General features: G+C 72.8%; 18 protein-coding genes. 8 read left to right on the top strand and 10 right to left on the bottom strand.

All coding sequences use genetic code 11. The features are described from left to right. Positions 1 to 38 precede the first annotated feature (38 nt). Positions 39 to 581: a sigma-70 family RNA polymerase sigma factor gene (locus BUE44_RS18455; RefSeq protein ID WP_073499774.1), complete on the bottom strand. Its 543-nt coding sequence runs from the start codon at positions 579 to 581 to the stop codon at positions 39 to 41. 269 nt (positions 582 to 850) lie between these two features. Between BUE44_RS18455 and BUE44_RS18450 the strand changes: the two genes are divergently transcribed. Next, on the top strand, positions 851 to 1,519 hold the full coding sequence (locus BUE44_RS18450; protein WP_073499772.1) for a lysophospholipid acyltransferase family protein: 669 nt from the start codon (positions 851 to 853) through the stop codon (positions 1,517 to 1,519). Positions 1,520 to 1,630: 111 nt separating this feature from the next. After that, on the top strand, positions 1,631 to 2,608 hold the full coding sequence (locus tag BUE44_RS18445; RefSeq protein ID WP_073499770.1) for a glutamate ABC transporter substrate-binding protein: 978 nt from the start codon (positions 1,631 to 1,633) through the stop codon (positions 2,606 to 2,608). A 10-nt stretch (positions 2,609 to 2,618) separates the two neighbouring features. Here the strand turns inward: BUE44_RS18445 and argH are convergent, their stop codons facing one another. From argH to argC, 7 genes are all read right to left on the bottom strand, one after another. After that, complete coding sequence (gene argH, locus BUE44_RS18440; protein WP_073499768.1) at positions 2,619 to 4,046, bottom strand: argininosuccinate lyase; 1,428 nt, start codon at positions 4,044 to 4,046, stop codon at positions 2,619 to 2,621. After that, positions 4,043 to 5,263, bottom strand: coding sequence for an argininosuccinate synthase (locus BUE44_RS18435; protein WP_073499766.1), 1,221 nt, complete (start codon positions 5,261 to 5,263; stop codon positions 4,043 to 4,045). Before BUE44_RS18435 ends, argH begins: the two co-directional genes overlap by 4 nt. Before the next feature lie 114 nt (positions 5,264 to 5,377). Then, positions 5,378 to 5,911: an arginine repressor gene (locus tag BUE44_RS18430; RefSeq protein ID WP_073499764.1), complete on the bottom strand. Its 534-nt coding sequence runs from the start codon at positions 5,909 to 5,911 to the stop codon at positions 5,378 to 5,380. 7 nt (positions 5,912 to 5,918) lie between these two features. Further along, positions 5,919 to 7,211, bottom strand: coding sequence for an acetylornithine transaminase (locus BUE44_RS18425; RefSeq protein WP_073499762.1), 1,293 nt, complete (start codon positions 7,209 to 7,211; stop codon positions 5,919 to 5,921). Further along, positions 7,208 to 8,146 carry an acetylglutamate kinase gene (gene argB / locus BUE44_RS18420; protein WP_073499760.1) on the bottom strand — a complete coding sequence of 313 codons (939 nt, stop codon included), beginning with the start codon at positions 8,144 to 8,146 and terminating at the stop codon, positions 7,208 to 7,210. Before argB ends, BUE44_RS18425 begins: the two co-directional genes overlap by 4 nt. Beyond that, positions 8,143 to 9,294 (bottom strand): bifunctional glutamate N-acetyltransferase/amino-acid acetyltransferase ArgJ, encoded by a 1,152-nt coding sequence (gene argJ / locus BUE44_RS18415; protein ID WP_073499758.1) that lies wholly within the window; start codon positions 9,292 to 9,294, stop codon positions 8,143 to 8,145. The genes argB and argJ overlap by 4 nt, the downstream gene beginning before the upstream one ends. A 118-nt stretch (positions 9,295 to 9,412) precedes the next feature. Continuing rightward, a complete protein-coding gene (gene argC / locus BUE44_RS18410; RefSeq protein WP_073499756.1) occupies positions 9,413 to 10,441 on the bottom strand; it encodes an N-acetyl-gamma-glutamyl-phosphate reductase in 1,029 nt (342 codons plus the stop codon). An 85-nt stretch (positions 10,442 to 10,526) separates the two neighbouring features. Here argC and BUE44_RS18405 point away from each other — a divergent pair, with 85 nt between their 5' ends. Then, on the top strand, positions 10,527 to 11,267 hold the full coding sequence (locus tag BUE44_RS18405; protein ID WP_073499754.1) for a VOC family protein: 741 nt from the start codon (positions 10,527 to 10,529) through the stop codon (positions 11,265 to 11,267). A gap of 105 nt (positions 11,268 to 11,372) precedes the next feature. Beyond that, positions 11,373 to 12,581 (top strand): low temperature requirement protein A, encoded by a 1,209-nt coding sequence (locus BUE44_RS18400; protein ID WP_073499752.1) that lies wholly within the window; start codon positions 11,373 to 11,375, stop codon positions 12,579 to 12,581. Between the two features lie 94 nt (positions 12,582 to 12,675). Here BUE44_RS18400 and BUE44_RS18395 read toward each other — a convergent pair whose 3' ends face one another. Beyond that, positions 12,676 to 13,485 (bottom strand): class I SAM-dependent methyltransferase, encoded by an 810-nt coding sequence (locus BUE44_RS18395; protein WP_073499750.1) that lies wholly within the window; start codon positions 13,483 to 13,485, stop codon positions 12,676 to 12,678. Between the two features lie 71 nt (positions 13,486 to 13,556). On the opposite strand from BUE44_RS18395, the gene BUE44_RS18390 reads away from it, so the two are divergent. Then, positions 13,557 to 14,147: a TetR/AcrR family transcriptional regulator gene (locus BUE44_RS18390; protein ID WP_073499748.1), complete on the top strand. Its 591-nt coding sequence runs from the start codon at positions 13,557 to 13,559 to the stop codon at positions 14,145 to 14,147. 196 nt (positions 14,148 to 14,343) lie between these two features. Next, positions 14,344 to 14,790 carry an SRPBCC family protein gene (locus BUE44_RS18385; protein WP_073499746.1) on the top strand — a complete coding sequence of 149 codons (447 nt, stop codon included), beginning with the start codon at positions 14,344 to 14,346 and terminating at the stop codon, positions 14,788 to 14,790. Positions 14,791 to 14,815: 25 nt separating this feature from the next. On the opposite strand, the gene BUE44_RS18380 is transcribed toward BUE44_RS18385, so the two are convergent. Beyond that, complete coding sequence (locus BUE44_RS18380) at positions 14,816 to 15,979, bottom strand: methyltransferase (RefSeq protein ID WP_073499744.1); 1,164 nt, start codon at positions 15,977 to 15,979, stop codon at positions 14,816 to 14,818. A 91-nt stretch (positions 15,980 to 16,070) separates the two neighbouring features. Here BUE44_RS18380 and BUE44_RS18375 point away from each other — a divergent pair, with 91 nt between their 5' ends. Together BUE44_RS18375 and BUE44_RS39285 are read left to right on the top strand one after the other, a co-directional pair. Then, positions 16,071 to 16,736 (top strand): GNAT family N-acetyltransferase, encoded by a 666-nt coding sequence (locus tag BUE44_RS18375; RefSeq protein ID WP_073499742.1) that lies wholly within the window; start codon positions 16,071 to 16,073, stop codon positions 16,734 to 16,736. A gap of 73 nt (positions 16,737 to 16,809) precedes the next feature. Further along, positions 16,810 to 19,920, top strand: a 3,111-nt coding sequence (locus tag BUE44_RS39285; RefSeq protein WP_073499739.1) for a CHAT domain-containing protein, incomplete at its 3' end; no start/stop codon positions are given.

Below are 19,920 nucleotides of genomic sequence, written 5' to 3'. Positions count from 1 at the left end.
GTCCAGGCGTGCCGAAGGTGCCCACCGCCGCTGACTGTTTACCGTGCATTACCCCGTCCCACCGGGGCTCCAACCCTCGAATTCACCATGGATCGAAGACAGCCGAGACAGCGCGAGCGCAGCGGTCCCAGACTTCCCTGTGAGATTCCCAACTCCTGGGAGATTTCCCGGTATGTGCGGTCGGAACCGGACAACAGGGCGCGCACCAGCTCCGGGCAGCGCCCCGGCAGCGCGGGGACCGCCGCCAGGACCGCGTGCTGGGCGTCGGCCGCGATGACCCGGTCCTCGACGTCCCCGGCCCGGTGCGGCGACCGCGGCGGCGGTCCCGCGTCCTGGTCGGCGTAGGGCCGCTCGCAGCGCCGCCGCACGTCGGCGCCCAGCGCCTCGGCGCGCACCGCGGCCCGCGTCCAGCCGGCCGGGTCGGCGGGCGGCCCGTCGCGCTCCAGCAGCCGCAGCCACACGGCCTGTTCGAGGTCGGCGGCCTCCTCGCCGGTGCCGGGCAGCGCGTAGGCGGCGGCCTCGGCGGCCAGCAGGGCGGCGAAACCGGCGGGCAGGGCGGCGGCGTCCAGGGATACGGGCATGCCCCGTGCATATCCGCCCGCGCGTGCCGGCCGCGCCGGAAGGTCGCCCGGCGCGGCCGTATTCACCTCATGGAGTGCACGGCCGGCGCACGGTTCACGAGTCCCGGCGGCCCTCGCGATCCGGCACCGGTGCCGCCGGCTCCGGACCCGACGTGCGGGCCCCCCTTGGGGGTACCTCCCAGGCGAAGCTCCGGAGGAAGAAGTATCGTCCTCGTGTACATACGGACCGGTAGGTCCGGCCGCCCCACCGCGTGAACCGGAGGAATGCGTTGTCCCGCAGCGTGCTCAAGGCGATTCTCGGACTGCTGATGCGGGTCCTGTACCGCCCCCGGGTCGAGGGCGTGGCGAACATCCCGGGCGACGGCCCGGTGATCGTGGCGGGCAATCACGTCACCTTCGTCGACTCGCTGTTCCTGTCCCTGGTGGTGGAGCGGCAGGTCTACTTCATCGGCAAGGACGAGTACGTCACGGGCAAGGGCGTCAAGGGCCGACTGATGGCGTGGTTCTTCACCACCTGCGGCATGATCCCCGTGGACCGGGACGGCGGGCACGGCGGGGTGGCCGCGCTGATGACCGGCCGCCGGGTGCTGGAGGAGGGCCGGATCTTCGGCATCTACCCCGAGGGCACCCGCTCCCCCGACGGCCGCCTCTACCGCGGCCGTACCGGTGTCGCCCGGCTGGCCCTGATGACCGGCGCCCCCGTGGTGCCGTTCGCGATGATCGGCACCGACAAGGTGCAGCCCGGCGGCTCGGGCATGCTGCGGATCGCCCCGGTCACCATCCGCTTCGGCCGCCCGCTGGAATTCGCCCGCTACGAGGGCATGGACCGCGACCGCTACGTGCTGCGGGCGGTCACCGACGAGGTGATGAGCGAGGTCATGCGGCTCGGCGGCCAGGAGTACGTGGACATCTACGCCACCAAGGCCAAGGCCGCCTGACACCGGCAAGCGCGCCCGCACACCGCCGATACGGTTCGGCGTGCGGAACCGCGGGAAGATCCCCGGCGTCGTCCGTTGCACGGGACGAGACCTGGTGTCAGGGGGCCTGCGGTGCGCGATGGCTTACGGTACGGGACGGCCCTGGCGGCCCTGGCGGCCGTCGCCGCGCTGCTGCTGACGGGCTGTACCTCGGGCGGCGAAGCGGCGGCGGGCGGCCACCCGACCGCCGCCCCCACGGTCCCGCCGACCTCCGCGCGGCCGGCGGACGACCCGCCGTGCGGCGCCACCCCGGAGAGCTACCGGCCGGCCGGGGCGCTGCCGCAGCCGGGGCGGATGCCGGCGAAGTCGACGATGGCCGCGATCGTGGCCCGCGGCCGGCTGATCGCCGGGGTGGACCAGAACTCGTACCTGTTCGGCTACCGCGACCCGCTGACCGGGCAGCTCGACGGCTACGAGATCCAGCTGCTGAAGCGGATCTCGACCGCATTGTTCGGCAGCCCCGACCACATCGAGTTCCGCACCGTCACCTCCGCCCAGCGCATCCCGGTGCTGCTGCAGAAGGACCCGGTCGACATCGTCATCGACTCGATGACGGTGAACTGCCGGCGGTGGAAGAGCGTCGCCTTCTCCAGCGACTACATGGACGCGGGCCAGCGGGTGCTGGTGCCGAAAAGGTCGACCGCCAGGTCCGTCGCCGACCTGGCGGGCAGGAAGGTCTGCGCGGCGTCCGGCACGACCTCCATCGACACCCTCAAAGGGCTCAAGGACCACCCGGTGGTCCCGGTGGGCGTCAAGGACTGGACGGACTGCCTGATGCTGATGCAGCTGGGCCAGGTGGACGCGGTCTCCACCGACGACACCATCCTGATCGGGCTGCAGCGGCAGGACCCGAACACCCGGCTGATCGGCCCGCGCTTCACCGCCGAGCCGCACGGCATCGCCATGCAGCCCGGCCAGATCGACTTCGTGCGGTTCGTCAACGCCGTCCTGGAGCGGATGCGGCAGGACGGCTCGCTCCAACGGCTGGCGCAGACATGGCTGGGAGACGGCACCACCTTCGGGCCGCCTCCCGCCGTCTACCGGGACTGAGTCCCGGCCGTCACGCCCCCTGCTCCGCCCAGTCGTGCTGGACCGCCAGGTCCGCCTTGACCTCGGCGAGCTGTACGGCGACCGCGCTCGGCGCCGTACCGCCGCGGCCGCTGCGGGAGGCCAGCGCGCCCGGCACGTCGAGCACCCCGCGGACCTCGGGCGTCAGGTGCGGGGAGATCTTGCCGAACTGCTCGTCGGTCAGCTCGTGCAGCTCGATGCCCTCGGCCTCGCAGGCCTTGACGCACTCCCCCGCGACCTCGTGCGCGACCCGGAAGGGCACGCCCTGCCTGACCAGCCACTCCGCGATGTCGGTGGCGAGCGAGAACCCGGCGGGGGCCAGTTCGGCCATCCGCTCGGTGTGCACCGTCAGGGTCGCCATCATCCCGGTGAAGGCCGGCAGCAGCACCTCCAGCTGGTCGCAGGAGTCGAAGACCGGCTCCTTGTCCTCCTGGAGGTCACGGTTGTACGCCAGCGGCAGCGCCTTGAGCGTCGCCATCAGCCCGGTGAGGTTGCCGATCAGCCGCCCCGACTTGCCGCGGGCCAGCTCGGCGATGTCCGGGTTCTTCTTCTGCGGCATGATCGACGAGCCGGTGGAGAAGGCGTCGTGCAGGGTCACGAAGGAGAATTCCTTGGTGTTCCAGATGATCACCTCTTCGGCGATCCGCGACAGGTTGACGCCGATCATCGCGGTGACGAAGGCGAACTCGGCCACGAAGTCGCGCGAGGCGGTGCCGTCGATGGAATTGCCCACCGAACCGTGCTCGAAGCCCAGGTCGCGGGCGACGGCCTCGGGGTCGAGGCCGAGCGAGGACCCGGCGAGCGCGCCCGAGCCGTACGGCGAGACGGCGGTGCGCGCGTCCCACTGGCGCAGCCGCTCGGCGTCCCGGGACAGCGACTGGACGTGCGCCAGCATGTGGTGCGCGAAGAGCACCGGCTGGGCGTGCTGCAGGTGGGTGCGGCCGGGCATCGCGGCGTCCGGGTGCGACTCGGCCAGGCCGACCAGCGCGTCCTGGAGGTCGGCGATCAGGCCGCCGATGATCCGGGCGTGGTCGCGCAGGTACATCCGGAAGAGGGTGGCGATCTGGTCGTTGCGCGACCGGCCGGCCCGCAGCTTGCCGCCCAGTTCGGCGCCGAGGCGCTCGACCAGGCCGCGCTCCAGCGCGGTGTGCACGTCCTCGTCGGCGATGGTGCCGGTGAAGTCCCCGGCGGCCACGTCGGCCTCCAGCGAGTCGAGCCCGGCGATCATCCGGTCCAGCTCGTCCGCGGTCAGCAGCTCGGCCCGGTAGAGGGCGCGGGCGTGGGCCCGGGACCCGGCGATGTCGTAGGGCGCGAGCCGGAAGTCGAAGTGCACGGAGGCCGACAGCCGTTCCAGGGCGGCGGACGGTCCGTCGGCGAACCGTCCGCCCCAGAGCTTGGCGCCCTGCCGCTCGGCGCTCACTGGCCCAGGCCCAGGTCGTGTCCCGCACGCGAGTGGCGCTGGGCGGCGATCTTGCTGGACATGCCGAAGATCTCGATGAAGCCCTTGGACAGCGACTGGTCGAAGGTGTCGCCGGTGTCGTAGGTGGCGAGGTTGAAGTCGTACAGGGACTCGGTGGACTTCCGGCCGTTGACGACGGCCCGGCCGCCGTGCATGACCATCCGGATGTCGCCGGTGACGTGCTCGTTGGCCTCGGTGATGAAGCCGTCGAGCGCCCGCTTGAGCGGCGAGAACCACAGGCCGTCGTAGACCAGCTCGCCCCAGCGCTGCTCGACCTGCCGCTTGTAGCGGGCCAGTTCGCGCTCGACGGTGACGTTCTCCAGCTCCTGGTGGGCGGTGATCAGCGCGATCGCGCCGGGGGCCTCGTAGATCTCCCGGGACTTGATGCCGACCAGCCGGTCCTCGACCATGTCGATCCGGCCGATGCCCTGGGCGCCGGCCCGCACGTTGAGCAGCTGGATGGCCTCCAGGACGGTGACCTCCTGGCCGTCGACGGCGACCGGCACGCCCTTGTGGAAGCTGATGACGACCTCGTCGGGCTCCCGCGGGGTCGCCGGGTTCCGGGTGTACTCGTAGACGTCCTCGATCGGCGCGTTCCAGATGTCCTCGAGGAAGCCGGTCTCGACGGCCCGCCCGAAGACGTTCTGGTCGATCGAGTACGGCGACTTCTTGGTGGTGGCGATCGGCAGGCTGTTGGCCTCGCAGAAGGCGATGGCCTTGTCCCGGGTCATGGCGTAGTCGCGGACCGGGGCGATGCAGCGCAGCTCGGGGGCGAGCGAGGAGATGCCGGCCTCGAAGCGGACCTGGTCGTTGCCCTTGCCGGTGCAGCCGTGGGCGACGGTGTCGGCGCCGTGCTTGCGGGCGGCGGCGACCAGGTGCTTGACGATCGCCGGCCGGGACAGCGCGGAGACCAGCGGGTAGCGGTCCATGTAGAGCGCGTTGGCCCGGATCGCCGGCAGGCAGTACTCCTCGGCGAACTCGTCCTTGGCGTCCGCGACCTCGGCCTCGACGGCGCCGCACGCGATGGCGCGCTTGCGGATGACGTCCAGGTCCTCCCCGCCCTGGCCGACGTCCACGGCCACCGCGATGACGTCGGCGCCGGTCTCCTCGGCGATCCAGCCGATGGCGACGGAGGTGTCAAGGCCGCCTGAGTAGGCGAGTACGACGCGCTCGGTCACGGGTCTCTCCTTATGGTGCATACGCTGACTAGCATAATTATGCACTCCACCGTATGGTTCGTCAAAACGGCAGGTCGGCGTGTCGTGCAGGTCGGATGGAGAGCGAAGGGGTGGCTAGACCTCGCCCTGGGCGAGGCGCAGCAGGTGGTCGGCGAGCTTCTGGCCGCCGGCGGGGTCCCGGCTGATCAGGACGACCGTGTCGTCACCGGCGATCGTACCGAGGATGTCGTGCACCTCGGCGGTGTCGACGGCCGACGCGAGGAACTGCGCGGCGCCCGGCGGGGTGCGGACCACCACCAGGTTGGCCGACGCCTCGGCGGAGATCAGCAGCTCGGCGGCCAGCCGCCGCATCCGCTCCTCCTTGACGGACTCGCCGAGCGGCGCCTGCGGGGTGCGGTAGCCGCCCTCGGAGGGGACGGCGTAGATCAGCTCGCCGTCGTTGGTCCGGATCTTGACCGCGCCCAGCTCGTCCAGGTCGCGGCTGAGCGTCGCCTGGGTGACGCTCAGCCCGTCGTCGGCGAGCAGCTTGGCGAGCTGGCTCTGGGATCGCACCGGCTGCCGGCCGAGGATGTCCACGATCCTGCGGTGCCTGGCCGTACGGGTCTGCGGTACGGCCTGGCCGCCGCCGTGCTGCTGAGCCTCGCTCATCGTCGCGTCATTCTCCGTCTGTCCCCCGGACTCCGGCGGTGCCCCGGGCTGCCCGGTTCTGCTGGTTCGATTCCCACACCTGGTCGAGCACGCCGGGCAGCACCCGGAGGAACGCGTCCGTGTCGTCGTCACCGACGACGAGCGGCGGCGCGAGCCGCACCGTGTCGGGCACGGCGGCGTTCACCAGGAGTCCGGCGTCCTGAGCCGCCTGCTGGACCGGTGCGGACAGCGGCTCGGTGAGCACGATACCGATCAGCAGGCCCGCGCCGCGCACATGATCGACCAGCGGGTGGCCCAGTGCCTCGACTCCGGCCCGCAGCTTCTCGCCCTGCCGCTTGACGTGGTCCAGCAGCCCGTCGGCCGCGATGGTGTCCAGCACGGCCAGCGCGGCCGCGCACGCGACCGGGTTGCCCCCGAAGGTCGTGCCGTGCGCGCCCGGCGTGAACAGGTCGGCCGCGGCACCGAAGGCGACGGTGGCGCCGATCGGCAGGCCGCCGCCCAGGCCCTTGGCCAGCGTCACCACGTCGGGCTCGACGCCCTGCGCCAGGCACTCGAACCAGTGCCCGGTCCTGCCGATCCCGGTCTGCACCTCATCGAGCACCAGCAGGGTGCCGGTGGCGGCGGTGATCTCCCGCGCGGCCCGCAGGTAGCCGGCCGGCGGCACGACCACGCCGTTCTCGCCCTGGATCGGCTCGATGATCACCAGGGCGGTGTCGGTGTCGACGGCCGCCCGCAGCGCCGCCACGTCGCCGAACGGCACGTGGGTGACCTCACCGGGCAGCGGGACGAAGGCGTTCCTCTTCTGCGGCTGGCCGGTCAGTGCCAGCGAGCCCATGGTCCGGCCGTGGAAGGCGCCGTCGGTGGCGACCATCCGGGTGCGGCCGGTGAGCCGCCCGATCTTGAAGGCGGCCTCGTTGGCCTCGGCGCCGGAGTTGGCGAAGAAGACCCGGCCGGGCCGGCCGAACAGCTGCAGCAGCCGCTCGGCGAGGGCGATCGGCGGCTCGGCCACGAAGAGGTTCGAGACATGCCCGAGGGTGCCGATCTGCCGGGTCACCGCCTCGACGACCGCCGGGTGGGCGGTGCCGAGCGAGTTGACCGCGATGCCGCCGAGGAAGTCCAGGTAGACCTTGCCGTCGGCGTCCCAGAATCTCGCCCCCTCGCCGCGTACCAGCGGCACCCTGGGCAGCCCGTAGTTGTCCATGAGGACGCCCTGCCAGCGGCCGGCCAGCGCCTCGTTGCCGGTCGTGCCCGTGGTGGCGGTCGTGTCCGTGGTGGCGGTCGTGTCCGTGGTGGCGGTCACCGTGCTCCTCCTGCCTGCTCCGGTACGTGCTCTGCCGTGGTTGCCTGCGGGTCGTCGGGGACGACCATCGTGCCGATGCCCTCGTCGGTGAAGATCTCCAGCAGGATCGAGTGCTGGACCCGGCCGTCGATGACGCGGGCGGTGTGTACCCCGTTGCGCACGGCGTACAGGCAGCCGCGCATCTTGGGCACCATGCCGCTGGACAGGTCGGGCAGCAGCTTCTCCAGCTCGGTGGCGGTGAGCCTGCTGATCACGTCGTCGCTGTGCGGCCAGTCCTCGTACAGCCCCTCGACGTCGGTGAGCACCATCAGCGTCTCGGCGCCCAGCGCGGCGGCCAGTGCGGCGGCGGCGGTGTCGGCGTTGACGTTGTAGACGTGCCCGTCGTCGGCGGCGCGGGCGATCGAGGAGATCACCGGGATACGCCCGTCCGCGAGCAGCGCCTCGATCGCGCCGGTGTCGATGCCGGTGATCTCGCCGACCCGCCCGATGTCGACCAGCTCCCCGTCGATGGTCGGGAAGTGCTTGACCGCGGTGATGGTGTGGGCGTCCTCGCCGGTCAGGCCGACCGCCAGCGGGCCGTGCTGGTTGAGCAACCCGACCAGCTCGCGCTGCACCTGTCCGGCCAGCACCATGCGGACCACGTCCATCGCCTCGGGCGTGGTGACCCGCAGCCCGGCCTTGAACTCGCTGACCAGGCCGTGCCGGTCGAGGGCCGCGTTGATCTGCGGGCCGCCGCCGTGCACGACGACCGGCTTGAGGCCGGCCTGCCGCAGGAAGACCACGTCCTGCGCGAAGGCGGCCTTCAGCTCCTCGTCGACCATGGCGTTGCCGCCGAACTTGATCACCACGACGCGGCCGTTGTGCCGGGTCAGCCAGGGCAGCGCCTCGATGAGCACCTGGGCTTTCGGCAGGGCGGAGTGCTTGCGGGCGGTCATGAGCTGTACGCGCTGTTCTCGTGGACGTAGTCGGCGGTGAGGTCGTTGGTCCAGATGACCGCGGACGCGTCGCCGGCGGCCAGGTCGGCGGTGATCACGACCTCCCGGAAGCGCATGTCGACCAGGTCGCGGTCCTCGCCGACCGAACCGTTCCTGCACACCCACACACCGTTGATGGCGACGCCGAGCCGGTCCGGCTCGAAGGCGGCGGACGTGGTGCCGATCGCGGACAGCACCCGGCCCCAGTTGGGGTCCTCGCCGTGGATGGCGCACTTGAGCAGGTTGCTGCGGGAGATGGCGCGGCCGACGTCGACCGCCTCGTCCTCGGTGGCGGCGTTCACCACCTCGATCCTGATGTCCTTGCTCGCGCCCTCCGCGTCCCCGATCAGCTGCCTGGCCAGGTCGGCGCAGACGGTGCGGACCGCGTCGGCGAGGTCGTCGTAGGCGGGGGTGACGCCGGAGGCACCCGAGGCCAGCAGCAGCACGGTGTCGTTGGTCGACATGCAGCCGTCGGAGTCTGCCCGGTCGAAGGTCACCCGGGTGGCGTCCCGCAGCGCCTTGTCCAGCGTCGGGGCGTCCGCGTCGGCGTCGGTGGTGAGCACCACCAGCATGGTGGCCAGGCCCGGCGCGAGCATCCCCGCGCCCTTGGCCATGCCGCCGACCCGCCATCCGCCGTTCTCGACGACGGCCGTCTTGTGGACGGTGTCGGTGGTCTTGATGGCGATGGCGGCCTTCTCGCCGCCGTGCTCGGACAGCTCGGCCGCGGCCAGCCCGATGCCCGGCAGCAGCTTGTCCATCGGCAGCAGTACGCCGATCAGGCCGGTGGAGGCCACCGCGACCTCGCCCGCGCTGTGGCCGAGCACCTCGGCGACCCGCTCGGCGGTGGCGTGCGTGTCCTGGAAGCCCTGCGGTCCCGTGCAGGCGTTGGCGCCGCCGGAGTTGAGGACGACGGCGGTCACCGCCCCGCCCTTGAGCACCTGCTCCGACCACAGCACGGGCGCGGCCTTCACCCGGTTGGAGGTGAAGACGCCCGCGGCGGCGCGGCGCGGACCCGAGTTGACCACCAGGGCCAGGTCCGGGTTGCCGTTCGCCTTGATCCCGGCGGCGATGCCCGCCGCCTGGAATCCTTTCGCTGCGGTCACGCTCATGCTTGTCTCCTGTTCTCGCCCGTGGCTGCCGCGGGGGCGGTGGTCCCATGGCCGCCCGTCCGGCGGCGGGCCGCAGATCTCGCTGTCGTCCGCGGCCCTGACGCCGCGCACGCGTCGCTCACGGAGCGACTCCGATCGTGGTGAGCCCGGTCGTCTCGGGCAGCCCGAGGGCGATGTTCATGCTCTGCACCGCGCCGCCCGCGGTGCCCTTGGCCAGGTTGTCGATGGCGCTGATCGCGATGATCCGCCGTGCGTCCTCGTCGTACGCCACCTGGAGGTGGACGGCGTTGGAACCGTAGACCGACGCGGTGGCGGGCCACCGGCCCTCCGGCAGCAGGTGGACGAACGGCTCGTCGGCGTACGCCTTCTCGTACGCGGCCCGGACGTCGGCGGCGGTGACGCCGGGGCGGGCCTTGGCGGTGCAGGTGGCGAGGATGCCGCGGGGCATCGGCGCCAGGGTCGGCGTGAAGGAGACGCTCACCCGGGTGCCGGCCGCGGCGCTGAGGTTCTGGATCATCTCCGGGGTGTGCCGGTGGCCGCCGCCGACGCCGTACGGGCTCATCGAGCCCATGACCTCGGAGCCCAGCAGGTGCGGCTTGGCCGCCTTGCCGGCGCCCGAGGTACCGGACGCGGCGACGACGACGGCCTCGTCCTCGGCGAGCGCGGCGGCGTAGGCGGGTACGAGCGCGAGCGAGACGGCGGTCGGGTAGCAGCCGGGCACCGCGATCCGCCGGGTGCCGGCGAGCGCGGCGCGGGCGCCGGGCAGCTCGGGCAGCCCGTAGGGCCACGTGCCGGCGTGCGGGGAGCCGTAGAAGCGCTCCCAGTCGGCCGCCTTCTGCAGGCGGAAGTCGGCGCCCATGTCGACCACGAGCACCTCGTCGCCCAGCTGCTCGGCCACGGCCGCGGACTGCCCGTGCGGCAGCGCGAGGAAGACGACCTCGTGCCCGGCGAGCACCTCGGCCGAGGTCTCCTGGAGCACCCGGTCGGCCAGCGGCACCAGGTGCGGCTGGAGGCCGCCGAGGCGCTGCCCGGCGTTGGAATTCCCGGTCACCGCCCCGATCACCACCTCGGGGTGCCCGACCAGCAGCCGCAGCACCTCCCCGCCCGCGTATCCGCTCGCCCCGGCAACCGCCACCCGTACCGCCATCGAACCCTCCTCGTTAATGGCATGACTATACGACTGGCCGCACTTTTATGCAAAGTTCGTCCGGTGTGCGCCTAAGATCACCGGCATGGCGCTGCGACCCGTGCAAGTCAACATCAAGGCCCGTGACGACCTGGCGGTCGGCCGGTTCTGGGCGCAGGCGCTCGGCTGGACCGCCTCCACCGGCGGGCACGGCGCGACCAGCGCCACACCCGCCGGCTTCGACTGGCGTAACCCGGCCACCGTCTGCATCGACGTCATCGCCGTCCCGGAGGCCAAGACGCCGACGAAGAACCGCCTGCACATCGACCTCGCCACCACCTCCGCGGCCCACCAGGCCGCCCTGGTCGCCCGGCTGGAGTCGCTGGGCGCGACGCACGCCGACGTGGGCCAGGGCGACGTGCCCTGGACGGTGCTCGCCGACCCCGAGGGCAACGAATTCTGCGTCCTCGAGCCCCGCGAGACCTACCGGGACACCGGGCCCGTCGCCGCGGTCGTGGTCGACTGCGCGGACCCGCGGGCCATGGCCCGCTTCTGGGACGAGGCGACGGACTGGGCCCTGCAGACGGTGACCGACGACCAGGCCGCCCTGCGCTCCCCCACCGGCGCCGGCCCGTACCTCGAATTCCTCCGCTCCCCCGACCCGAAGACCGTCCCGGACCGCGTCCACCTCGACCTGGTGCCGAGCCCCGGCGACGACAAGGCGGCGGAGGTGGCCCGGCTGCGCGCACTCGGCGCCACCGACCTCGACGTCGGCCAGGGCGACGTCCCCTGGACCTGCCTGTCGGACCCGGAAGGACACGAATTCTGCGTCCTGGCCCGGACCTGACGCGGCGCGGCACCGGGTGGCGCCGGGGAGTCGCGGCGGGTCCTTCGCGGGCGGCGGCTTCCCGGCCTGCGGGGTGCGCGCGGGGATGTCGGCGAGAATCCCGTCATGGACGAGATGACCACCCCGACGGGGGCAGGCCACGGCAGGGCGGTCGCCGTACGGGTGCCGATGAGGGCGCGGAGCAGGACCGAGCCGCATCGGGCGTCGACACCGCTGGAGCTGCTGTTCGACCTGTGCTTCGTCGTGGCGGTCTCGCAGGCGGGCGGGAAGCTGGTGCACGCGCTCGCGCGGGGGGAGCCCGGACACGGGATCAGCGGATATCTGCTGGTCTTCTTCGCCATTTACTGGGCCTGGGTGAATTTCACCTGGTTCGCGTCCGCGTACGACACCGACGACGTCCCCTACCGGCTCGCGACGCTGGTGCAGATGTCGGGCGTCCTGGTGCTGGCGGCCGGGGTGCCGCGGGCCTTCGACCACGCCGACTACACGGTCGCCGTCGTCGGCTACCTCATCATGCGCCTGGCGCTGACGTGCCAGTGGCTGCGGGCGGCGCGCGGCGAGCGCGGTGCGGCACGCAGGACCGCCCTGCGGTACGCCGCCGGGCTCGTCGTCGTGCAACTCGCCTGGGTGGGGCTGCTTTTGCTGCCCGGGGCGCTGTGGACGGGCGGGTTCCTGCTGCTGGTGGTGGCGGAACTGGCCGTGCCGGCCTATGCGGAGCACGATCACCGGACGTCCTGGCACCCGCACCACATCGCCGAGCGCTACGGGCTGTTCACCCTCATCGTGCTCGGCGAGACCATCTCGGCGGCGACGGTCGCCGTGCAGTCCGCGCTGGACGAGTCGGCGGCGCTCGACCTGCTGCTGCCCATCGCGGTCGGCGGCCTGCTGATCGTCTTCGCCGCCTTCTGGAGCTATTTCGCGGTCCCCATCCACGAGCACCTGGTGTCCAGCAGGCGGGCCTTCCTGTGGGGTTACAGCCACTACGCGGTCCTGGCATCGGCCGCCGCGATCGGTGCGGGCATCGAGGTCGCGGTGGAGCAGGTCACCCACCACGCGGACATCTCGGCGCGGGCCGCGGCCGCTTGCGTCACCGTGCCCACCGCGATCTTCATGCTCATGGTGTGGGCGGTGCACACGCGCCACTTCAAGAACGGTCTCGCCGAGCACCTGGTCCTGCCGGCCGGTGCGGCCGCGGTCCTGCTCTGTACGCTCGCCGGGCACCTGGCGGTCCCGCTGGCGGGCCTCGCCGCCGGCTGCGCGGTCGCCGCCGGGGTGTGGCTCGCAGCCGGCGAGTCCCGGCGGGCGCGGTTCTGAGCCGGGTCCGGCCCGGCCGCCGGTGTGCCCGGGCGACCCTAGGCCGGGTCCTGTCCGGCAGATCCCGGGCCAGGCAGCGGTGCCCGGGGCGACCCTAGGCCGGGTCGAGGGTCGCCGCGACCACGATCGCCGCGTAGTCCACGGTGAAGGCGCCGCCCACCGCGTCGACGGCCTCGCCGATGCCTTCCAGCAGCGCCGCGAGCGTGGCCGGCGGGAAGAGGCTGTGGCCGCCGAAGGTGGGGACCTGGTCCAGCCACTCGTCGCAGGTGTACGTCCGCTGCCAGTCGTAGCGCCACTGCCGCGGTTCGGCGAAGGCGCCGGACTGGCGGATGCCGTCGGCGGCCGTGTCGAAGATCGGCGCGTAGCCGTCGAGGGCCGGCATCGCGCGGCGGTAGGCGGGCGAGTCCGGCAGCACCCGCGCGTAGACCGAGCGGACGGCCTCGGCGAGGTCGGGCGGCAGGCAGGCCACGTTCCAGAACAGGGCCAGCAGCCCGCCGGGCCGCAGTACGCGCGCCGCCCGCGCCGCGCCGGCGACCGGGTCCACCCAGTGCCAGGACTGGCCGGCGACGACCGCGTCGAAGCTGCGGCCGGCCGGGTCCCAGGTCTCGAAGGACGACACCTCGGCCTGGAGCCCGCCGCGCCCTGCTGCGGCCGCCATCCGCGGGTCGGCGTCCACGCCGAGCACCCGGCAGCCGGCGGCCTGGAACTGCCGGGCGGCGATGCCGGTGCCGCAGCCGACGTCGAGGAGGTCGGTGCCGGGGGCGGCGGCGGTGATCGCGGCGATCAGGGCGTCGGGGTAGCCGGGGCGAGTGCGCTCGTAGCGCTCCGCGTCCGCGCCGAAGGATCCGGCGGCGTCGCGCCGGCTGTGGCGCGGCTCCGCGCCGGATGACGGTAAGGTGGGCACACGCCCACTCTAGGTGGGCACTCGCCCACTCGTCAACGGGTGGGCGCCGACGGACGAGAGGCGGACCCGCGGTGCCGACAGGAGTGGCCCTGCGCGACGTACGGGAGCAGCTGTTCGACGCCGCCGAGCGCGTCCTGCTCAGGGAGGGGCAGAACGCGCTGACCAGCCGAGCGGTCACCGCGGAGGCCGGCGTCGCCAAGGGCGTGCTGCACCGGCACTTCGCCGACTTCGACACCTTCCTCGCCGACCTCGTACGTGACCGGATCCGCCGGGTCGAGCACCAGGCGACCGCCCTGCGCGAGTCCGCGGGGACCGGCACCGTCGAGCGGAATCTCGGCGACGCGCTCACCACGCTGTTCTGCTCGGTCGCCGTGGCGATCGTCGGCCTGGTCACCGCGCGCGACACCCTGCGCGCCATGCTCCGCGGCAGCGGCGTGAACGGCGTACCGGTGCTCGCCGAGGCCGCCGACATGGTCGCCGCGTACCTTGGCGCCGAGCGCGACCTCGGCCGCATCGCGCCGGACGCGGACGTCGACACCCTGGCGATGATGGTCATCGGGACCGGGCACCTGCTCTTCGCCGGCCGGCGGCCGGGCACCGCGCCGGAGGCCGAGGAGATCCGCACGGTGGTGCGCGCCCTGCTCATCGGCGTTGCGCGGTAGCGGTCCCGGCGGCCGGCCCGCCCGGGTGCGGCGCTTCTCGGTACTTCTCGGTACGACGCGCGCCGGTGCGGCGCTTCCTGGTGCGGCGCTCCCCGTCACGGCAGGGTCCCGCCTGCGCGAGCCTGCCGCCCACGTCCCGGTCGTTCTGCGACGATGCCCGCACGCCACAGCGGCGTACGCCCGCGCAGGAGGAGCCATGGCCGGCAGGTTCGAGGCAACAGTCGACATCGACCGCCCGATCGAGGAGGTCTTCGCCTTCCTCGCGGACGGCACCAATGACCCGAAGTTCAGCCCGCGGGTGCTGGAGATCGCCAAGACCACGGACGGCCCCACGACGGCCGGCACGGTCTACGCGAGCACCGTGAAGGACGCCGGCATGACGACGAAGCGCGAATTCCGGATCACCGACTTCCGGCCCCCGACCAGGATCCGCTGGACCGAGCTGTCCAGGAACACCGTGACCTCCCAGGAGGGCGGCTACGACCTGCTGCCGCTGCCCGGCGGCGGTACCCGGGTCGCGGTCTTCAACGTCCTGGAGGGCCACGGCGTCGGCAAGCTCCTGGTGGGCCTCGCCCTGCTGGCCGCCCGCAGGGACGCGGACGCCTTCGCCCGCCGGATCAAGGCGGCCGTCGAGGGCGCCTGACCCCGGCCCCGGGTCCCAGTCCCGATCAGCCTCGGGGCGGCCGCCTGACCGCGCGGAGCACCACGAACTTCGGGTCGGACGCCACCACCTCGCAGTTCCCGAACAGCCGCCGCAGCCGTACGTGGTAGCCCAGATGGCGGTTGCCGACCACCCACAGCTCGCCCCCGGGGCGCAGCGCGGCCCGCGCGGTGGCGAACATCCGGCGCGCGCTGCTGTCGCTGGTGGCGCGGTGGGAGTGGAAGGGCGGGTTGTTCAGTACGAGGTCGGCGCTGCCCGCGGGCACGCCGGTCGCCGCGTCCGCGACCAGGAACTCCGCCGCGGTGGCCGCATCCGCGTTGTCCCGGAAGGTCGCCTCGGCCGAGGCCACGGCCTGGTAGGACTCGTCGGTGAAGAGCACGTCGGAGTCCGGGTTGGCGACCGCCGCCGCCGTACCCACGACGCCGTTGCCGCAGCCCAGGTCGATCACCCGGTCGGGTCCCTCCCGCCGGGGCAGATGGGCGAGCAGCAGCCGGGTGCCGAGGTCGAGCCGGTCGGCGCAGAAGACGCCGGCGTGGTTGGTGACCGTACGCCCCGACATCGGGCCGATGCCGTCCGGCAGGGCGTAGCGCAGCGGCCAGGGTCCGGGGGTGCGCGGCAGGTCGGGATCCGGCGTGCAGTGGATCAGCCGGGCCTTGCGTACGGCCAGCGAGGTCACGGTCGGGCCGAGGATCCGCTCGAAAAGGGCGAGGGTCGAGGTGTGGATCTCGGTGACCATGCCGGTGCCGACCACGACGGTGTCCCGGTGGACGGCGGGGGACAGCGCGTGCAGCTGGTCCTCCAGCAGCGCCAGATTCCTCGGCACCCGGACCAGCAGCAGGTCGACGCGCTCCGGCGGTTCGGCCCGGGTGTCCTGGGGGGAGAGCAGCCGCACCCGGTCCTCGGCCCCGATCCTGCGCAGATTCGCCCGGGTCGCCTGCTGCCCGAGGAAGGAGTCGGAGACCTGCACCGGCCGCCGTTCGGCGAGCGCGGTGGCCAGGGCGCCCCAGCGGTCCCCCAGCACGACGGTCGTCCCGCCCGGCGCCGGCGGGTTCTCCGCCAGGTGCCGCAGCAGGTAGTCGTCCGCGGCGTCCCAGGCCCGCAGCTGCTCGCGGGGCTCCGCGGGATAACGGGTCAGGTCGAGGTCGCCCCACGGCGTACTGAAACGGTGCATGATCCCCTCAGCGTAGGCCCTGTCCTGCGGCGCCGCCGCCCGCGCCCTTCGCGGGCCGGGAGTCGGACCCGGGGGTTCTAGGGTTGCGCGCATGCCGACGACTCCCGCGCCACTGTCCGCGTATCCCCCGCTGAACGTCCAAGTGCACACGCCCCGGCTGTCCTTGCTGGGGGCGACGGACGCACTCCTGGAACGCCTGGTCCCGACGGTGCGCGACGGGGTGGTCACCGAGCCCCCCTGGCCCTTCGACGACCCGATCTCCCTCTACGAGGACAGCCCGGAACGCGAGTGGCGCTGGCTGCGGGCCGTATGGTCCGGCCGAGGCCGTGCCAGTGCCGAGTCCTGGCGCCTCTACTTCGTCGTGGTCGTCGACGGCGAGCCGGTGGGCATGCAGGATCTGATCGGCACCGGCTTCGCCACCTTCGGCACGGTCACCACCTTCTCCTGGCTCAGCCCCGCCGTCCGCGGCCGCGGCCTCGGCAAGGAGATGCGGCAGGCGGTGCTGCACCTGGCCTTCGAGGGCCTGATGGCGCGTGAGGCAACCAGCGACGCGTTCGTCGACAACCGCGCCTCGAACCGCATCTCCGAAGCCCTGGGATACGTGCCGAACGGCGTCTCCTGGGACACCCGGCGGGGCGAGCCGGCCCAGATCGCCTGCTGGCGACTGACCCGCGAGCAGTGGTCCGCCCAGCGGCGCGACGACATCGAACTCACCGCCGTCGCCCCCTGCTTGCCCGTCCTCGGGATCACCCCATGACCGAGGTGACTTCCCGTGCCGCGCCACCATGCGAACTCTGGTGGGGTACCGCTCCGCAACGGTAGGGTGACGCATGGCTACCGGACTGATCGTGGACGCCACCGGGTTCGAGCTGGTCGTTGACGACCAACGGGTCGGTCCGCGTCGGATGTTGCGGGGATCGGACGTCGGCCTGCTCACTTCCGTCGCCGGCCAGTATGTGGACGCCCTGCGTGGCGGCTCCAGGGATCAGGCGCTGCTCGCGGTGGGACGTGAGCTGTACCGGTGGCTGGACGGTGATCTCGGCCAGTTGACGCGCCTGCTCGATGAGGCGCCGGCGCCGCTGGTGTTCGAGGTCCGAGCGCCGGCGAGGCCGTCCGCGGCGGCGTGGGCGCTCCTGCGGGCCCCGTACGAGCTGCTGGCCGCCGCCGAGGGCGGGTTCCTCGCCGAGGAGCCGAAGCTGTTCGCCGTGGCGCGTCGGCTCGGTCACCCGAGCCCGGCGCAGGCCCTGGACGGATACCGGCTCGGGGTGGCGTTCATGGCTTCGGCGCCCCGGGGCCAGCACGAGCTGGATTTCGAGGCTGAGGAGATGGCCATCCTCCATGCCGTCGGGGAGACGAGCCTCGATCTCGTCGTCGAGGACTCCGGCAATCCCGAGCATCTCGGCCTGCGCCTGTCCGAGCTCGGCGGGATGCCGGTGGTCCATCTGTCGTGCCACGGGCTGCACAACTGGCGCCCGGGGCCCGGCGGGCCCGCCACGCCCGTCCTGCTGATGGAAGACGATCTCGGGGACTGGTGTCCGACGAGCGCGGACGCGCTGGTGGGACTGCTGACTCCTCGGCCGCGGCTGGCGTTCGTGTCGGCCTGCCTGACCGCCACGGGTGCCGACGTGGCCGGGCACATACCTGGCAGCGCCGGCCACCGCGGCGGTCCGGCAGCCGAGCCCGGCGCGTCGGTGGCGCACTCGATGGCCACCGGGCTGATAGCCGCCGGAATTCCCGCGGTCATCGGCTGGGACGGCTCGGTCAGCGACCGGGCCGCCACCCGTTTCGCGGAACACCTGTACCGGCAGCTCGGCCGGCGTGTCGGGGTGGCCGAGGCTGTCGCCGACGCCCGCCGCCACCTGCTGGGCTGCTCCGACGAACGCCAGCGCGCCGACTGGCACCTGGCGCGGCTGTGGTTGGGGCCGACCGGCGGCGGCCCGCTGGTCGGGGGAACCCTCAAACGCCGGATGGTGCCGCCGCACCATGTGACCAAGACGTTCCTGGACCGCAAGCACCAACTCCCGGTCGCGGCCGCGGAAATGTTCGTCGGCCGGCGCCCGGAACTGCAGCAGGCGCTCCGGGCCCTGCGCGGTGGGCAGAAGGCGGGGGTCCTGCTCCATGGGCAGGGCCGGCTGGGCAAGTCGAGCCTGGCCGCCCGGATCGCCGACCGTCACCCCAACCGCGCCGTCGCGGTCGTGTTCGGCGACTACAGCCCGGCGGCGATCCTCGACGCCGTCGCCTACGCCGTCGCCGCCAACCCCGCCGCCCGCGCCCTGGTCGAGGAGAGGCGCGCAGAGGTCCGCCAACAGCCCGACCGCCTCAAACCGCTCCTGATCGATCTGCTGGCCGGACCGTGCGCCCAGGAACTCGACGACGTTCGCAAACCCCTCCTGCTGATCATCGACGATCTCGAACAGATCCTGACCGCCGACCCTGACGGCCCGCACCGGCTCGACCCCGAACACGCCGCTGTCTTCGCCGACGTGCTCTCCGCGTTCGACCCGGCCACCACCGACAGCCGGCTGCTGGTCACCAGCCGCTACACGTTCAGCCTCCAGGGGCTGCAGACCCGGCTGGAGCCGGTCCAGCTGCGGCCACTGTCACCGGCGGCCCAGCTCAAGCTCCAGCGCCGTCAGCAGGACCTCGCCCCGACCGGGTACCCGACCCAGCGCGCCGACCTGGCCCAGCGGGCGATGGACGTCAGTTGCGGCAACCCCGGTCTGCAGGACCTCATCGGACTACGCCTGGTCTACAGCAGCCAGGTCGACCAGGCCCGCGCGGAGGCCGCCGTCGCCGACATGGAGACCTACCTTCAGCAGGGCGACCTCCCGGCCGGCAACCCCGACGTCGGCGAGTTCCTGGAGAACCTGGCCCTCGACACCCTCCTCGACCAGGCTGGGCCCGCCCACCGCGACCTGTTGCGCGCCTGCACCCTCTTCACCGTCCCGGTCCCGCGTCCCGTCGTCGACGCCCTGGCCGCCGCCGTCGGCGGATCGGCGTCACGTCTCCTCGGCCTCGGGCTCCTCGACACCTTCCCCGACCAGCACCGCCCCGCCGCCCCAGCCCTGGCCGTCAACGCCCTCGCGGCCGGCCGCCTGGCCCCCCTCACCCCCGACGAGCGGGCCGCCCTCGCCACCGTGGCCGCCCAACCGCTGTACGCCCAGTGGGGCGGCGCCACACCCCGACCCGCACGCGGCAGCGACCTGGACCTGCAACTGACCCGACTGGCCCTGGCCGCCGACCACCCGGCCATCACCGCCGACTGCGCCGCCGCGGCCGTGACCGCCCTGCGTCAAGGCCCGGCCTCCACCGCCGCCGAACTCGGCCACCAGGCGATCACCCTCCTCGACCGCCACCACCACGAGGTTCCCGTCACCCTGCTGCGGACCGTCGCCGACGCGGCGGTCACCGGCGGCGACGGCGACCACGCCGACACCCTCCTCCTGCGTGCCGTCCAGCAGACCGAGACCGGCGACCGGCAGACCAACCCCTCCGTCCACGCCGCAGTCCTCTACGACCACGCCAACCGCCTGATCACCCGCGGCGAGGTCGACCAGGCCGAGGCCCTGCTCCACCAGGCCCGCCAAATGTTCACCGACGCCGGTGACACTCTCTCGGTCGCGGTCACCTGGGGAAAGATCGCCGACATCCTCGAGCAGCGAGGCGAGGTCGACGAGGCACTGCGCATCCGCCGCGAAGTCACCCTGCCGGCGTTCGAGCGGATCGGTGACGCCCGCGAGGCCGCGATCGCGTGGGGAAAGATCGCCGACATCCTCGAGCAGCGGGGCGAGGTCGACGAGGTGTTGCGGATCCGTCGCGAAGTCGAACTGCCGGTATATGAGCGGATCGGGGACACCCGCTCGACCGCGGTCACCTGGGGCCAGATCGCCGACATCCTCCAACAGCGAGGCGAGGTCGACGAGGCACTGCGCATCCGCCGC

Source organism: Actinacidiphila paucisporea (genome assembly GCF_900142575.1).
Taxonomy (GTDB): domain Bacteria; phylum Actinomycetota; class Actinomycetes; order Streptomycetales; family Streptomycetaceae; genus Actinacidiphila; species Actinacidiphila paucisporea.
This window is presented reverse-complemented; position numbering and strand designations above follow the sequence as displayed.

What these genes read in the sequence shown, in the direction of transcription:
- BUE44_RS18455 (WP_073499774.1), bottom strand. Translation starts at nt 581, where the DNA reads ATGCCCGTATCCCTGGACGCCGCCGCCCTGCCCGCCGGTTTCGCCGCC.
- BUE44_RS18430 (WP_073499764.1), bottom strand. Translation starts at nt 5,911, where the DNA reads ATGAGCGAGGCTCAGCAGCACGGCGGCGGCCAGGCCGTACCGCAGACC.
- argB (WP_073499760.1), bottom strand. Translation starts at nt 8,146, where the DNA reads ATGACCGCCCGCAAGCACTCCGCCCTGCCGAAAGCCCAGGTGCTCATC.
- argJ (WP_073499758.1), bottom strand. Translation starts at nt 9,294, where the DNA reads ATGAGCGTGACCGCAGCGAAAGGATTCCAGGCGGCGGGCATCGCCGCC.
- argC (WP_073499756.1), bottom strand. Translation starts at nt 10,441, where the DNA reads ATGGCGGTACGGGTGGCGGTTGCCGGGGCGAGCGGATACGCGGGCGGG.
- BUE44_RS18405 (WP_073499754.1), top strand. Translation starts at nt 10,527, where the DNA reads ATGGCGCTGCGACCCGTGCAAGTCAACATCAAGGCCCGTGACGACCTG.
- BUE44_RS18400 (WP_073499752.1), top strand. Translation starts at nt 11,373, where the DNA reads ATGGACGAGATGACCACCCCGACGGGGGCAGGCCACGGCAGGGCGGTC.
- BUE44_RS18385 (WP_073499746.1), top strand. Translation starts at nt 14,344, where the DNA reads ATGGCCGGCAGGTTCGAGGCAACAGTCGACATCGACCGCCCGATCGAG.
- BUE44_RS18380 (WP_073499744.1), bottom strand. Translation starts at nt 15,979, where the DNA reads ATGCACCGTTTCAGTACGCCGTGGGGCGACCTCGACCTGACCCGTTAT.
- BUE44_RS18375 (WP_073499742.1), top strand. Translation starts at nt 16,071, where the DNA reads ATGCCGACGACTCCCGCGCCACTGTCCGCGTATCCCCCGCTGAACGTC.